We start from the raw sequence: 16,485 nt of genomic DNA on the forward strand, positions 1-16,485 counted from the left end.
ATTAGCCCTCCTGTTTGGCATAGTGTTGCAGTGCCGCTTTAATCCGCGGGTATGTGCCGCAGCGGCAGATATTCCCCGACATGGCCGAGTTGATTTGTGCTTCAGAAGGTTTCGGATGCTGCGCTACTAACGCCGCAGCTGACATCAATTGTCCCGCCTGACAATAGCCGCACTGGGGCACGTTATGTTCGGCCCAAGCATTTTTAAGCTTTTGATTATCCAGCCCTTCAATTGTTGCCAATCGTTTTCCCTGTGCCTGCCCCAAACTGGTTAAACAGGCGCGCACGGGTTGGCCGTCTAAATGCACAGTGCAAGCACCGCATAGCCCTGCACCACAACCATATTTAGTGTCCGTGAGCCCTAAAATATCCCGTAACGCCCACAGGATTGGCATTTTAGGATCGGCATCTAAGGTAAATGATTTACCGTTGATGAAAAGTGTTTGGGTGGAAGCGTCGGTATTCGCTTCCTTGACGACTGCTTTGGTTGATAATACTTCTGCCATAACTCACTCCTTAAGTGCCAACCACGACGCAAGATCGGCTTGGGTATCAATATCAATTGCGGCGCGGGGTAGTGTTATAGCGACTAACGCTCCCTGCTGTGCTTGTTGTTTTAGAATCGATTTCGCCCCGCGATCACCACTCAAGTGAGTGAACAAAGGCAATGTAGAGGCATTAAAAATAGCAGGTACACCTAAATCATCCAAATAATGGGCGGCAACGTCTTTACCCGTTTGATGCCACATCGAAATCAATTGCTGGTAATCATCAACGCCCAGCGCAACTTGGTCGGCCAGTGTTAACAACATGCCATCAAAGCCCTGTTCCAGCGCGTAACTTGCCGCCAAACGAACGGAGGATGCTAAGCCCGTATGCGACTGCTGATTAATCACTACATTAAATGGCTGGCGGGAATTAAGCTCAGCTAATAATGGCTGTAATATGTGATGATGAGTGCCAAGTATAATGAGTAAAGGCGCGACTTGAGGCGAATGAGCATCTGGGCGCGCCCTATCTAAAGTGAGGCCATCGAGTTGCTGCAAGCGGGCAATATGGCAGTTGATGATAGGCAATTTTTCTGTGCCAAAAGCATAATGTGAAGGAATAAGTTGCGCTAACTTTACCCCTTCAAAACGCTGGCTCTGGCCCGCAGCAAGTACCACGATAAGTAATCGCTTAGCCGAAGATTCCTGAGATATTGTGTGTGTTATCAACGCATAACCTCAACTAATTGCTTTAACGTTGCGCCGTGAAGCACACCATGACATTGAGCCAAAATACTTAACGCAATACTACTGGGTAACTCGCCGCCAAGGGCCAGTCCCGCAGGCGCTGAAAATACTCCCGAAAAAGATTGAGTGTTAAGTCCTGCCATATCCAGCACTTTATCGCGTCTATGGGCTGGCCCAAGCAATCCAATATAAGCCAAAGCATAGGGCTGAATGACCTTTAGTGCCGCAGCATCTAACCCAAGGCTGTGATTCATCACTACAACGCAATCGAGTGATGCGATAACGCTAGCCGCAATATCTTCAATGGGTTGTTTGATAATGTGTGCATGGGGGAAATCTGCCGCTCTAGCATAAGCAGTACGACTATCAATAACCGTCACCTGCCAGCCTAAAGAATACGCTATCGCGGCAAGGGGTTTGGCATCAATCCCACCGCCCATGATCCCAAGGTGAAACCTCGGCCTTAGGGGGATAATTAACGATTCACCGGTTTCTTGGTTAAAGATACCCGTTCGCACATAATCACTGGCAGGAAAAGGCGTTAACTCTGCTGGGTAAAAGGCCGCTTGATACAAACGAGCATCAAAGCCCGCGCTCACTAAGGGCAATTGGTAAAAGCCCGATTGGCCGTGACGAAATGCCTTTACCAGTTCAACTAAACCTAAATCATGATTTTCTTTCAGTAATGGCACCAACATAACATCGACAATACCGCCACAACCAAGACAGTAACTGGCATCGGACTCATCGCTAGCATCATACGTCACGCACATCACTTGCTTGGTTTGCATGGCTTTTTGCGCATAGCGGCGTAAATCAGCCTCTAAACATCCTCCGCTTAACATTCCTGCCCCTTGGCCAAACTCATGAAACAACATCATGGCGCCAGGTTTACGGTAAGCAGAGCCTTGAATGTGAGTGATGACTGCCAGTACCCAAGCATCATCTGCAAGCGGTAACCAATGCTCTAATAAACCTTCGATTTGGTGATCCATTTGCACGGGCTCCATTGGATTAGGCTGATAAGACTAGATGCACAATTAAGTCACCAGTAAATATCCACTATAAGATGTCAGTATAAGCTTAACATTGCAGATAAAAGTTATTACGCCAAATACTGGATATTAAATAGATAGACAATCAAGTTAACAAAGGCAGGACCGTATTGAAAGGAGTAATAATAGCAATATGCTTAAAGTGTTACGGGCAATAATCGCTCGTAACACTAAGGCTGATAACGAGGTTCACTTAACGTAAAAGTTGGTCGGCGACAAAGGGGTTATGCTCGCGTTCTTCACCAAAAGTGGACATAGGACCGTGGCCTGGAATAAATGCAACCTCTGCGCCCAAAGGCCAAAGCTTCTCGGTGATTGAGTTAATTAAATCCTGATGGTTCGATTGGGGGAAATCAGTGCGACCAATCGAGCTTCTAAACAAAATATCGCCGACCCAAGCTAACTGAGATTGAGCAGAGAAAAAAGCGATATGTCCCGGCGTATGCCCAGGGCAATGCAGTACAGACAAACGTTGTTCGCCCAGATTAACGATGTCGCCGTCCTGTAGATATTGCTCGGGCTCGAAGGCATCGCAATGGGGAAAACCGAAATTTTGGCTTTGCTTAGGTAAGTTTTCAATCCAAAATTTATCGGCAATATGCGGGCCGACAATTGGAATATTTGCAGCTTTAGCTAACGCTTTAGCGCCGCCGACGTGATCGATATGGCCATGAGTAAGCAGAATTTTTTCGAGAACTAAGCCGAGCTTGACGACTTCGTTTTGGATCCTATCTATGTTCCCTCCAGGATCAACAACCGCTGCACGCTTGGTTTTCTCACACCAGATAAGGCTGCAATTTTGCTGAAAAGGTGTCACTGGAATAATCTGATATTTCATAGCTTCAATCTCGTGTTATCCATAAGCGATAGATTACGCTAAGCCACTCATCATGGCTCAAATTAAGATTGAAAAAGTTGATCTTAACCCGAAGCCAAGCAAATAATCCTAGCTTGCAGCATAAACTGTTTTGTATACAATCTGCTAAATACAATACAGCGTCCTCAGCCATTAAGGTGACCTGATGAAACCCGATATTATTCTTGCTGATGTTTTGGCTAAAAAGCACACTTTTACCTTGCCACTAAACTATCAACATCCTATCGCAGAACAAATCCAAATATTTGCCAGAGAACTCTGTAGCCTAGAAAATAAAGACAAAAAGTTACCTTATCTGGTGTTTTTTCAAGGTGGTCCTGGGTTTGCGGCCATGCGTCCCGCCAGTAACAGCGGCTGGATCCGCCGCGCCTTAAAAGAGTATCGGGTTTTATTACTCGACCAACGGGGCACTGGCTTATCAACGCCCATCAACCACCTAAGTTTAAAACATTTAGATCCGGTCGCGCAGGCAGATTACCTTAGCCATTTTCGTGCAGATAATATAGTGCGCGATGCTGAAGCCATTCGAGCACAACTTTGTCCCGCCGATAAATGGGCAATTCTAGGCCAAAGTTTTGGAGGATTTTGCGTTTTACATTATTTAAGCTCGGCGCCTCAAGGCATTAGTGAAGCCTATATTACCGGCGGCATACCGTCGCTAACCCGCAGCCCCAATGACGTTTATCTCGCGACCTATCAACGAGTACTGACCAAAAACAAGCAGTTTTTTCAGCGTTTCCACGATGCGCAACACTTGGCTACACGCCTAGCAAAGCATTTATGTGAACATGAAGTGTATTTAGCCACCGGAGAACGCCTTACGGTTGAAATGTTGCAGCTACTTGGTATCAATATTGGTATGGAACAAGGACCCGAGTCGGTTTATTACCTACTCGAACAAGCATTGATTGACACTGCATCTGGCGTTGAGGTCAATCCCTTGTTTTTAAATCACTTCGGCCAGATGCTCGATTACAACACTAACCCTATTTTTGCCCTGCTGCACGAAGCCATCTACTGCCAACACTCCGCCTCACAATGGGCCGCGCACAGGATGAGACAACACTTCCCCACCTTTAACTATCAAGTCGGCAAAGCGTTGTTATTTACCGGTGAGATGATTTATCCCTGGATGTTTGACCAATTTAGCCACTTAATGCCGTTAAAAGCGGCGGCAGAAATCTTAGCCCATAAAACAGATTGGCCAGCACTTTATAATCTTGAACAGCTAGCACAAAATCGTGTGCCAGTCGCAGCGGCGATATACAGCGAAGATATGTTCGTAGAGATGCAATACAGTTTAGAAACGGTCCAACAAGTCGGTAGGCTCAAATATTGGTTAACGTCTGAATATGAACACAATGGCATTCGCATGGATGGCGAACGAATACTCGATAAACTGATCAGTTTAAATCGAGGCCAAACCCTAAGATAAACAGCTATGCTCATTTGCCAGCGTTAATGGAGTTAACGTTGGCATGATTGACTAGTTTTATCAATTAAGTGATTTTACCAATTTTTACAAAGACTTATTCCCGTAATAGTAAACCGCATTGGTTTATTCTTTTTGCCTTTTATAACGGTTATAAATTGGCGCACTGAATAAGCTAATTGAACATTTATTTATATCCATGTAATACACTAGAGAAACTTAACCATTCAATATGCCTGTATCAGCTAGTCATCAATCCCTTAGTTACAATAATCAGCCTATACGGCAAACGCCTTACGGGTGCGGCTTTTCGTGCCAGAGCCTTTAGCACCACTGGCTTTAGTGGTTGTAGTTTTTGACCCATTTGAGGCTTTACGATAAGTCGACTTGCGATAACCCGATTTACCACTGGCTGATTTGCCATAACCTTGGCCCTTTAAGCCATTAAGCGCTGTAGGCAATTGTGCACCCGCATTTTGGATAAGAGTAAATAGTGTGTCCAGTAATGGCTGCATAAAAGCTTTATAGGATGTTTCTTTATGGCAAATACCGTTCAAACCCGCCTCCCACAGTGCGGTCATATCGGGCGAAGTCGCACTGGCTGGTAAGCTGTTGATCAACCCTTTACCCACTTCAGTTGAAACGATGGATTTACCAAAACGTTGTAAAAAACTGCGTTTAAACAGTAATTCAATAATACCCGCACGCGTAGCTTCTGTGCCTAAGCCATCGGTTTCTTTGAGGATTTTACGAATTTCAGGATCCGTCACATATCGATTAATCCCAGTCATAGCGCCAAGTAAAGTCGCATCGGTAAAGGCCTTAGGCGGCTGAGTATTTTTTTCAAGCAGTTCACCCCGAGTGCAATGCAACAATTGCCCTAATGTTAAGGGTGGCAGTTGGCCGATAAACTCGTCATTGTCATCATCGTCTTTGCTGGTGCTTTCCTCCGCTGGCTTTTTTTCTATAGGTTTATTGCCATGAGATTCTTGGCGGGCGAAGAGTTGCTTCCAGCCTAAAGATTTGTCCTGACGCGCTTTGGTATTAAATAATCCACCCTCAATAGTCACTTGCACTGTGGTTTCGCCATAACAATAAGCGGGATAAAACTGTGCTAAGTACTGACGAGCAATATGCAGATATAGCTGTTTTTCCCGTAGACTCAAACTCGATAAATTAGCTGTTTTCTCTGTAGGCACTATCGCATGATGAGCATCGACTTTTTTATCATCCCATGCCTTAGATTTAAGGCGATGATCAGGCGCGTCAACCTGTTGTAATAGTTCAGCGGCTCCACCACTAATCGCTTTTAATACTAAGGGTGCGAGACTATGTTGCTCAACGGGCAAATAACGGCTGTCGGATCGTGGATAAGTGATCAGTTTATGCCGTTCATACAGACTCTGGCAGGTATCAAGTACATCCTTAGCACTCATGCCAAAGCGTTTTGCCGCATCAATTTGTAACGCCGACAAACTATAAGGTAATGGCGGATATTGTTTTTTATCCTTAGATACTAATTGCGTAATGACAGCAGATTTATCACTAATCCGACTCACCACATTCTGTGCTAATCCTCTGGCTAATACTCTTCCTTCTTCATCCATATACGGCTGACAAGCCTCACTGGGTTGCCATTTTGCGCTGAAGATTTCTTGCTTTTGTGTCGCCAAATGCGCCAAAACTTCATAGAAAGGTTTAGATTGAAAATTGGCTATCTCTTCATCTCGGCGCACCACCAGCCCAAGCAAGGGGGTTTGTACTCGGCCAACGGATAACACGCCTTGATAACCAACTTTTTTACCTTGAATAGTGTAGGCCCGCGTCATATTCATCCCATAGAGCCAATCGGCGCGGCTACGGGCAAGTGCTGAGGTCGATAACGGAATAAATTCACGGTTACTGCGTAATTGTGTCAGCGCACGTTTTACCGCTTGGGGGTTTAAATCACTGATAAGTAGGCGCTGGGTTTGATGCAATTTATCGCCCGTCACCCCAAGATAGGCAATCACTTCATCCACAAGTAACTGCCCTTCGCGATCAGGATCGCCAGCATTGACCAAAGTATTGGCTTGTTTGACCAATCGTTTAAGCACTGTGAGCTGGCTGCGAGTTGCAGCCTTAGGCTTCAATTGCCATTTATCGGGCACTATCGGTAAATGTTCGAATTTCCAAGATTTAAATTCAGGATTGTAGGCATCTGGCTCGGCTTGCTCAAGCAAGTGCCCCACGCACCAAGACACACAATCACCATTAGCAGCTTCGATAAATCCATCGCCTTTTTTATGGGGTTTAGGCAATACATCGGCAATGGCCCGCCCTAGGCTAGGTTTTTCTGCGATATAGAGGATCATACAAACACCAAGCACTGGATATAATTACAGTGTAATTTAGCCCAAACAGTCGCTGAGTGCAAATATCTATCCAACTCGGTCATTAAAAAGCCCGCTCAACTGTAAATTCAATTGCGAATAATTCTCAATAGAGGCTAAGGTACAACGAATTAAACAGGAGTAACGATGAAACAACTTGCGATATACACACAAGAAAGGATGATGTTCAACCCTGCATTAACGTTAAGATTCAATCAACTACTGTTGTTTTATAGTTTGATGTTACTCGCCATTGGCCTGCTTACTCATCGATGGTTTGCACAGGTTAACATTATCGATTTACCACTAGCATGGGGATTGATGTTATTGCTACCGATTGCAGTGAGTTTATCGTTATTGCTCAGCCATCAAGTGACGCGTTATAGCTTGAACTATTTATTGGGTATGTGGATGCTACTGTGGATTTTCGGGTGATTGAGTCAATAAAAAAGCCAGTGAAAATATCACTGGCTCATGCTATCGATACGCTAACGACTTATGCTCAAACGCTTGTCTTTCTTTATGGATGACAGACGTTGTGCAGCTCTAGGTTAGTGCCGATATCTTTATTACGATCCACTTTAGCATCATCATTACGCAACTGCGTTAAGTGATCTAAATAAGCTTGATCGACATCTTTAGTAATGTAATGGCCATCAAATACTGACGTTTCGAAACATTTAATCGCTGGATTTTCCATTCTTACTGCTTCAATTAAGTCTGGTAAGTCCTGGAAGATAATGCCATCGGCACCGATTAATTTAGCGATTTCATCAGCATCACGCCCATAGGCGATTAACTCGTTTGATGTTGGCATGTCGATGCCGTACACGTTAGGGAAACGAATTTCTGGAGCTGCTGAGGCAAAATACACTTTCTTAGCACCCGCTTCACGTGCCATTTCAATAATTTGCTCAGACGTCGTACCGCGAACAATCGAGTCATCCACCAGCAATACATTTTTACCGTAAAATTCGGTATTAATGGCATTGAGTTTACGGCGTACAGACTTCTTACGTTCCTGTTGACCCGGCATAATGAAAGTACGGCCAATATAACGATTTTTTACAAAACCTTGGCGGTAAGGCAAGTCCATACAACGGGCGATTTCAAGCGCGATATCGCAAGAGGTTTCAGGAATAGGAATAACCACATCAATATCGTGATCACACCATTCCTTCTTAATCTTCTCGCCAAGCTTAGCGCCCATATTGACGCGACTGGCATACACAGACACTTTGTCAATGGTCGAATCTGGGCGGGCAAAATAGACAAACTCGAAGATACAAGGAGCATAGCTAGGATCCGCCGCACATTGACGGGTATAAAGCTTGCCATCAATAGACACATAAATAGCTTCGCCAGGCGCTACATCACGCATCACTTCAAAGCCGACGGCATCAAGGGCAACACTTTCAGAGGCGACCATATACTCAGTGCCTGTTGGCGTTTCGTGCTTACCTAATACCAAAGGACGAATACCGAATGGGTCACGAAACGCGACAAGACCTTGACCGATGATCATCGCCACCACCGCATAGGCGCCGCGAGCTTGCTGGTGCACGTTAGCAACCGCATCGAACACTTCTTCAGACGTCAGCGTCAAGCTAGTGGTTTTTTGTAATTCATCAGCCAACAGGTTTAATAACACTTCAGAGTCTGAAGTAGTATTAACATGGCGACGTTTTTTGATTAGCCCTTCGGCTAATTCAACCGTGTTAGTTAAGTTGCCATTGTGGGCTAAAGAGATCCCAAAGGGCGAGTTAACATAAAAAGGTTGCGCTTCAGATGCGCTAGAACTGCCCGCCGTTGGATAACGCACATGGCCAATACCAGCATTACCTTGTAGGCGTTGCATATGTTTGACTTCAAAAACGTCTTTAACTAGACCATTGGCTTTACGCAGCCTGAAAGCACCACGATCAATGGTCACAATACCTGCCGCATCCTGACCTCTGTGCTGCAGCACTGTCAGTGCATCATAAATGGTCTGATTAACCGATGATTGGCCAACTATTCCGACGATACCACACATGGATAAGCTTCCTCATTGTAAGATGTTCTATGCCTTTTATGCTGAAATATAAGCAGATAATAACGTCATACTTTTACCTTTCGACTTAAGAACGGCGTTATTTATCACTCAGGTATTCGGTCACGTTTCTGCTTATTCAAATAACAACATCGAGGTCATTATCTAAATGGCGTGTGCATGTAATAGGCATCAGCCTTTAAACATGCGTAACATAAATTCCCAAGCGACAGCGTTTTTCAGCATTTAGGATTAATTAATTTTATTTCTTATAGTTTGGGTACAAAGCTGGAGGTGTTTTCCAAATAGTTAAAAAACCATTGAATAACCACGCCAAATTCGGGCACTAGCACAGAGTCCTTCCACCACTGGGTGTTGGGTGAACCTGTAAAAGCATCCATAAAAAACAGTAAAGCACTGACAATCAAGGCGCCGCGAATGGCACCGAAACAAAGGCCTAAAAGCCTGTCAGTGCCAGATAATCCGGTTTTAACAACCAGTTGTCCGAGAATGTAGTTAACTAAGGCGCCGAGCACTAAGGTAGTAATAAACAGAATGGCAATGGAAACGCCATTGCGCAGCATCTCATCGCTCATTTGCGTTAAATGAACGGCAAGATCGAGGTAAAATTGGCTGGCAATAAAGAATGCTGCAAACCATACCACTAACGACATGGCTTCTTTGGCAAATCCTCGGATCAGACTGATGAGAGTCGATAATCCGATGACGAATATGATAGCGTAATCAATCCAAACCATTGAGATGGCTTTCCGACATAGGCTTTAAGACGGCGCGATTCTACCAGAGACTGAAACGATTCTCACCCCCTAGCGAGGTAAATAAATCATTTTCAGTCTCAGATGTAGTATCGCCATTAAGACTCTAAGGGGTTAAAAGGTACTATCCAGCCCTTAAGCCGTGTGAGGGTTTCAACCTCAGCTTGTATTTTTTTCAGTTTGGCTTCGGACACATCTGGCCCAACAAAAACTTTAGTCAATACGCCATCCTTAGGTGTTGCTGGGATAGTGTAAGCTTTAAAACCACTTTTACGCAGCTGCGCAACTAAGGTTTTAACATTAGCGGCATTATTAAACCCACCTAACTGCAAGGTAAAACCGCTTTTTATTTTGTCAGGATTGACCGTTTTAACAGTGGACTCTTTTGCCGTATTCGCTTTAGGCGTTTCAACTTTAGGTTTTTCAACCTTTGCTACGGTAACCGGTTTGCTCTCAGGCTTTTTGGCCGGTTCAGCTTTAACGGTTGCCTTAGGCGGTTCTTTTTTGACCTCAGACTTTTTTACCTCGGGCTGGACTTCAGCCTTAACGTCTTGCTTAGCGGTCTCTTTGACGGCTGTCGCCAGCTGATTATCCGCATGAGTTTGGTCATCAGCCGCTAACTCAGGTTCCTTTGAGCTAGGTGCATCATCAACCGATAAAACCTCAAACATATCGTCGGGTTTTTGCTGTTCAATCACAGTTGGACGTAAAGGGATTTCTGAAAATTGCTCTTCTTGGCGATCTATTTTGCCATCCAAAATATCTGGCAAAAAAAGCACACCAAGCGCAACCAGCACTACAGTGCCAACTAAACGATTATGAAACTGGCTAGACAAAACGCACTTCCTGCTTAAATTGAGACTTAAAACCTGCCACAGTGTAAAAGGAGCCAAACACAATTACCACATCATCTGGGGTTATTTGCGCTTTTAGTGCCGACCAGGCGGCATCTATGCCCTCAAACTCAATCGCTTTGCTATCTGCAGCTAAGGTTTGACGTAATTGTGCCGCGCTTGCACCGCGTTCACCTTGCAGACTCACTAAATACCAAGTGTCAACTAAGGGCTCAACCACCGATAGCACGCCCGTAATATCTTTATCTTTAAGCATGCCACATAGCGCAAATACACGTTTACCTGCAACTATCGGCTGTAGCTGTTGCACTAAAAATCGAGCCGCATGGGGATTGTGAGCCACATCAAGCACCACCAAAGGCTGTTCGCTCACTCGCTCTAATCGACCGGTTAAACGAGCCGAACTAATACCTTTATTAATAATATCCGCCGAAATATCCGGCCAGCCATGTTCAATCACCGCCAGTACCGATGCCGCATTGGGCAAGGGCAAGGTAGGTAACGTTAAGTGATTAAGCTGCCTTATTTGCCCCGAAAACTCCCATGAGTCACCATGATTTTGATAACTAAATTCATGACCAACACGGTATAAATGTGCGCCGACTTCGCTAGCGACATCATTCACACTGCATGGCAAATTAGGCTCCCCCACGATAGCGAGTTTACCGGCGCGGAAAATCCCCGCCTTTTCACGGCCCACGAGTTCACGGGTATTACCAAGATAACTTTCGTGATCTAAATCCACCGATGTGACCACGCTGATATCTGCATCAATGATATTGGTGGCATCTAAACGCCCTCCTAATCCAACTTCGAGGATCACTACATCGAGCTTTGCGGCTTTAAAAAGGATTAATCCCGCCAGCGTAGCGTATTCAAAAAAGGTCAGAGAGATCTCGGCGCGCGCCGCTTCAATTTGCTCAAAGGCCGCCACAAAAGCGCGGTCTTGCGCATCTTCGCCATTGATACGCACTCGCTCATTATACTTGAGCATGTGCGGCGAACTGTACACGCCCACCGTTAAACCCGATAAGCGCAGAATTTGTTCTAACATAGCGCAAGTGGTGCCTTTACCATTTGTGCCAGCCACAGTAACCACTTTAGCCTGACCCAATGCCAGTAGATCTAAGCGGCGCGCCACTTGCGAAACACGGCTTAAGCCCATGTCGATTTCAGTGGGATGAATGGATAATAAATAATCAAGCCACTGATTAAGTTCTGCATTTGACGCTGGTACTGTTAGCATATCGGTACATCCTCGTATTCGATGCCTTACAATCTATTGCAATAAAGCTTGAGTGTGGAGCGGTAATCTTAATCCAGCATAAACAGTGGCCCTAGAGCCAATTTAGGTAACTGGTATTGCTCAGGATAAGTGACATCAACCAAATAAAGCCCATTGGGTTTTGCAGTTGCTGCCGCTTGTTTTCTATCTTTTAGGCTTAATAGCTCTGTCATCCACGTTAAAGGCTGATTGCCTAAACCAATTTCTAATAACGAACCCACAATATTACGCACCATGTGGTGCAAAAAGGCATTAGCAGCAATATCAACAATCACATACATACCTTGGCGGGTCACATTAACGCAATGCACATTACGAAATGGTGTTTTGGATTGACATTGCATAGCACGGAAACTGGTAAAATCATGTTCACCGAGCAACAACTGCGCCGCTTGATGCATTTTGTTAGCATCGATATCGCCATGATAATGACTGACGCCCTGACGCAAAATTCCTGGGCGAAATTGATGATTATAAATCACATAACGGTAGCGACGAGCCGTGGCAGAAAAACGGGCATGGAAGCTATCATCCACCTCTTTCACCCAGCGTACGGCAATATTATCAGGCAGATTAGCATTCACCCCAAGGGTCCATGCACTTTCATTACGAATGGCATGGGTTTCAAAATGCACCACTTGGCCAGTGGCATGAACCCCCGCATCGGTTCGGCCTGCACAGAATACGCCGATAGGCTCATTGGCCACTATCGATAACGCGCGTTCTAATTGCGTTTGCACTGAATCGACGTCGGTCTGGCGTTGCCAGCCAAAATAGCCATTACCGTCATATTCAATACCTAATGCAATCCGCATTCACTTATCCTCACTGGTTACTATTATTTAGCGGCGTATTTTATCACAGCATTAACTAAAAAAAACGGCGCTGTTAGCGCCGTTTAATCGAAACTGAAAGAGAAACCGCTTTAGGTGATATCCTTCAGTAAACGTTGCGCTTCTTCTTGCTGACGCGCATTGCCATCAATGTTGACTTCTTTAAGCAAGGCTTTAGCGCTATCACTGTCGTCAATTTCAATATAAGCTCTGGCTAAATCAAGCTTTGCACTAACTGAGTTTTCCTCGTCATCTACATCAATCATCGCCGCATCACCGATTAACGCATCGACGTCACTCATTTCAACGTCAATTTCCGAATACTGATCAGTATCAGAGCCTTCTTCATTGGCATCATTTAATAACTTATCGATATCAATAAAACCATTTTCATTTTGGAAATGAGTTAAATCGTGTTCTGGCACAAACCTCTGTTGTGCTTTACGCGACTCTTGGGCGTCAAGCGCGGCCAAGGCTTCATCAACCGTAAGATTATGGTCATCGATCAAGGAAAAGCTGTCTTCCGACGTCAGTACATCTTCGTCTTCATCAAAATCGACATTGGCCGTAAAGGCGGCGAGTACGTTATCGTCACTTAAATCAAACCCTTGCTCAAAATCTAACTCGTCCGGCTCTTTTTGAGTATCGAGTTTAAAATCTTCACTGAAATCAAGATCGTTGCGTGTAGCCTTAATAGGCTTTTCTGCAGTCGTCTGGGTAATGGCATCGATTTTAAGCTCGACATCATTATCCTCAATATCTGTTGGAGGCGTTACAGGGTTAACTTTAGGGGCAAAATCAAGCTCTGAATCCCAATCGAGTACATGAGGATCTGGGTTTTTATTGGCTTTTAAATCATTAAAGAATGATGATTCTTTATCTTTAGTGCTTATTAATGCAGCGGCAGTCGCTGCGGCTACCCCAGTAGCCGTTAGACTCACTTGAGGTTCATCATCGAGTTCAAACGTATCGTCAGTACCATTTAAGTCATGCCCAGCACCAATACCTTTAAGTAAATCATCAGTATCATCGGTGTCAGTAGGCGCTATTTCTGCAGTTTCGATATCAAAATTAATTTCGTCTGCATCGGCCTCTAATTGCTCTGGTAATTCAAACTGAGCTAAAAGCGCATCTAAATCTTCTTCATCGGTTAAATCTTCAGGCAACGAAGCTTGCAGCTCTGCGGCAATGGCTACGTTGATTTCGTTGTCGATGCTCTCTTTAACATCATCAGTAACATCATGTTGAGTAACGTTTTGCGAACCGTCTTGGACACTGTTTTGAAGCTCAGCAGTGGCATCAAGATCAATTTCAGGTTTGGTCTCAAAACTTGCCAATAAGGAGTCAATGTCATCGCTATTATCAACACCTAAATCATCAAGTTCAGCGTCTAACTCAGCGGCAATTTCAGCGCTAAAATCGGGTTCGGTGATTTCAGGTTCAGGTACATAAGCGGGTGTCGGCTTATCAAAATCAGCCAGTAAGGCATCGATATCATCAGCATCGTCAACACCTAAGGCATTAAGCTCTGCATCTAACTCAGCGGCAATTTCAGCGCTAAAATCAGGCTCGGTGATTTCTGGTTCAGATTCTGGTACAGAAATAGGTGTCGGCTTGTCAAAATCTGCCAACAAGGCATCGATATCGTCAGTATCCTCAACGCCTAAAGCATCAAGCTCTGCATCTAACTCAGCAGCAATTTCAGCGCTAAGATCGGGCTCAGGGATTTCTGGTTCAGATTCAGGTACATAAGCGGGTGTCGGCTTATCAAAGTCAGCCAGTAAGGCATCGATATCGTCAGTATCGTCAACGCCTAAAGCATCAAGCTCTGCATCTAACTCAGCAGCAATTTCAGCGCTAAGATCAGGTTCAGGGATTTCTGGTTCAGATTCGGGTTCAGGTACATAAGTTGGTGTCGGCTTATCAAAGTCAGCCAGTAAGGCATCGATATCGTCATTAGAAGTCATTGCCACTTCATTATCGGATTCAACAGCGGAATTCGATAAGGTGTCGCTAAGATCATCAACTACCACAGATTCTGATGCCGTTTTTGCGATTGGTGCACTAAACTCGGCAAGTAAAGCATCAAGATCATCAGTATCTGCTGCCGACGCCTTGGCAGATTGACTCGCGTCTATTTCAACATCGTTGTTTTGCTCAAAGCTAACATCATTCGTTTGGGCCAAATCGTTGCCAAAATTACGTTCTAATTCACTCAACTTATCTTTTGAGGTCTCTTCAGCATCTAAACCGGCTAATAACGCATCAAGGTCAGCTTCCTCAAGAATATTATCAGATTTAGGCTTGTCTTCTGGGATATCCGCTTCCTGATCGCCCATGGCTTCTGCCCATAAATCATCTAAAGACTGGCCTTCTTCCTCAACCTCAGATTCAACGGCAACACTCTGGTCAATAAACATCTCAGAGGCCATATCCATTTGATCACTGGCGTCAGAGAGATCGTGCTCTGGTTGTAAATCAATACTCCCCATATCGAGTAAGCTGTCGATAGAATCAATAGGATCACGGTCTAAATGTACCGCCATATCATCTAAATTGTCATTATCCATACTCAGCGTAGTCGCCGCAGCGCCCGCAGCCATAGCCGCTTGCTGTGCCTGCATCTCGCGACGTTCTTTATTACGTTTGCGACGTAATAACCAGAACACTCCAAATAATAGCAATAGAGCAGGAATAACCGCTGCTGCAACCATTAACATGGGATTATTAAGGAAATTACGCCATAGGTCATCGGGTTCAGCAGGAGGCTCGATGTCAGCTTGTGCGTCGGTTGGATCGGAGATTTGAGCCGCTTCAACCTCTGTTTTTAACGCTTGGTTTTGTAGCTTACTGACTTGTAGCGTTTCCTCTAATACAGCAATGCGTTGATTTAACTCTTCAACTTTCACTTTTAATGCTTCAACATCGGAAGTGCGTACGGCGAGCTGATCTTGTGTTCTAGCTAATTCATCGGTTAAGGACAGGTTTTTACTTTCAGCAGCCTCTAACCGTGCAGTGTTATCCGAACTCACCATTTTAGGCGTAGCTTGAACCTGTGTATCTACAGCGGGTACTGGCGCAACGCTGGTATCTGCAACTTCAGTATCAGCTACAACTGGTGTTGGCGCAGTTGTTTGAGGTGTTACGACCTTTTCGGCGATAACCGTTGGCACTGTGACAGGTGCAACTACTGGTGCTTTAACCGTCGTTACCTTGGCTGCCGGTTTAGCAGTGTTCTTTGCCGCGCGAGAGGGTTTATCACTTTGCTCGGCTCTTGCTATCGCTAAACGATTAGGAATAGATTGCATGACATCTTTAGATGGGATGAGCAGGATCATGCCGCGTTCTAAACTGTTGTAGCTGGCAGAATTAAACGCGTGGGGATTGGCATCGTATAACGCGGCCATCACTTGATAAATACTGACGCTGGCATCAGGGCGGACTTTTTGCGCTATGCTCCAAAAAGTGTCTTTAGATGTCGTAGGGCCGTATTGATGATTAACCTGACGAATTTGCCCATCTGGCCCCATGATTTTTAAAGGTTTTAATCTTGATGCGTCTGCGGCAATTGCGGGATCAACAAAATAAGTAATGGAAGAAACGGCTAAAACAGTGGCCATCAGACCCACAAGATACGAAGTGCGAAATGTCATCAATCCTTCCCTTTGAAGCGCTATAAAGTTATCTCACTGATAACAGGCTTTAGGCAATTGTATTTATTGAGATTACTATAAA

The 16,485-nt window shown here is 44.8% G+C and carries 13 protein-coding genes; 2 read left to right on the top strand and 11 right to left on the bottom strand.

Translation table 11 applies throughout. The features are described 5' to 3' along the window. Window position 1: 1 nt before the first annotated feature. The 4 genes from ACRN9H_RS07250 to ACRN9H_RS07265 form a co-directional block, all read right to left on the bottom strand. The gene (locus ACRN9H_RS07250) at window positions 2–505 is read right to left on the bottom strand and encodes a (2Fe-2S)-binding protein (protein WP_432313102.1); all 504 of its coding nucleotides are present in this window, start codon (window positions 503–505) and stop codon (window positions 2–4) included. Between the two features lie 3 nt (window positions 506–508). After that, window positions 509–1,216, bottom strand: coding sequence for a nucleotidyltransferase family protein (locus ACRN9H_RS07255; protein WP_432313103.1), 708 nt, complete (start codon window positions 1,214–1,216; stop codon window positions 509–511). Then, entirely contained in the window at window positions 1,213–2,229 is a 1,017-nt protein-coding gene (locus ACRN9H_RS07260; protein ID WP_432313104.1) for an XdhC family protein, read from the bottom strand. The genes ACRN9H_RS07255 and ACRN9H_RS07260 overlap by 4 nt, the downstream gene beginning before the upstream one ends. Before the next feature lie 253 nt (window positions 2,230–2,482). Continuing rightward, window positions 2,483–3,127: an MBL fold metallo-hydrolase gene (locus tag ACRN9H_RS07265; protein ID WP_432313105.1), complete on the bottom strand. Its 645-nt coding sequence runs from the start codon at window positions 3,125–3,127 to the stop codon at window positions 2,483–2,485. A 184-nt stretch (window positions 3,128–3,311) separates the two neighbouring features. Between ACRN9H_RS07265 and ACRN9H_RS07270 the strand changes: the two genes are divergently transcribed. After that, window positions 3,312–4,601, top strand: coding sequence for an alpha/beta fold hydrolase (locus ACRN9H_RS07270; RefSeq protein ID WP_432313106.1), 1,290 nt, complete (start codon window positions 3,312–3,314; stop codon window positions 4,599–4,601). 275 nt (window positions 4,602–4,876) lie between these two features. Here ACRN9H_RS07270 and ACRN9H_RS07275 read toward each other — a convergent pair whose 3' ends face one another. Continuing rightward, window positions 4,877–6,952, bottom strand: a complete 2,076-nt coding sequence (locus tag ACRN9H_RS07275; RefSeq protein WP_432313107.1) for a DNA topoisomerase III — start codon at window positions 6,950–6,952, stop codon at window positions 4,877–4,879. 165 nt (window positions 6,953–7,117) lie between these two features. On the opposite strand from ACRN9H_RS07275, the gene ACRN9H_RS07280 reads away from it, so the two are divergent. Continuing rightward, entirely contained in the window at window positions 7,118–7,405 is a 288-nt protein-coding gene (locus ACRN9H_RS07280; RefSeq protein WP_432313108.1) for a hypothetical protein, read from the top strand. 85 nt (window positions 7,406–7,490) lie between these two features. Here ACRN9H_RS07280 and purF read toward each other — a convergent pair whose 3' ends face one another. From purF to ACRN9H_RS07310, 6 genes are all read right to left on the bottom strand, one after another. Next, window positions 7,491–9,005 carry an amidophosphoribosyltransferase gene (purF, locus tag ACRN9H_RS07285; protein WP_263188337.1) on the bottom strand — a complete coding sequence of 505 codons (1,515 nt, stop codon included), beginning with the start codon at window positions 9,003–9,005 and terminating at the stop codon, window positions 7,491–7,493. A gap of 266 nt (window positions 9,006–9,271) precedes the next feature. After that, on the bottom strand, window positions 9,272–9,760 hold the full coding sequence (locus ACRN9H_RS07290) for a CvpA family protein (RefSeq protein ID WP_076498148.1): 489 nt from the start codon (window positions 9,758–9,760) through the stop codon (window positions 9,272–9,274). A 116-nt stretch (window positions 9,761–9,876) separates the two neighbouring features. After that, window positions 9,877–10,614 carry a cell division protein DedD gene (dedD, locus tag ACRN9H_RS07295; protein WP_432313109.1) on the bottom strand — a complete coding sequence of 246 codons (738 nt, stop codon included), beginning with the start codon at window positions 10,612–10,614 and terminating at the stop codon, window positions 9,877–9,879. After that, window positions 10,607–11,878, bottom strand: coding sequence for a bifunctional tetrahydrofolate synthase/dihydrofolate synthase (gene folC / locus ACRN9H_RS07300; protein WP_432313110.1), 1,272 nt, complete (start codon window positions 11,876–11,878; stop codon window positions 10,607–10,609). Before folC ends, dedD begins: the two co-directional genes overlap by 8 nt. A gap of 68 nt (window positions 11,879–11,946) precedes the next feature. Further along, window positions 11,947–12,732, bottom strand: coding sequence for a tRNA pseudouridine(38-40) synthase TruA (gene truA, locus ACRN9H_RS07305; protein ID WP_432313111.1), 786 nt, complete (start codon window positions 12,730–12,732; stop codon window positions 11,947–11,949). Between the two features lie 110 nt (window positions 12,733–12,842). After that, on the bottom strand, window positions 12,843–16,403 hold the full coding sequence (locus ACRN9H_RS07310; RefSeq protein ID WP_432313112.1) for a FimV/HubP family polar landmark protein: 3,561 nt from the start codon (window positions 16,401–16,403) through the stop codon (window positions 12,843–12,845). Between the last annotated feature and the right edge of the window lie 82 nt (window positions 16,404–16,485).

Origin of the sequence: Shewanella sp. MF08487, from assembly GCF_050848685.1 — a bacterium.
Lineage (GTDB): Bacteria > Pseudomonadota > Gammaproteobacteria > Enterobacterales > Shewanellaceae > Shewanella > Shewanella glacialipiscicola.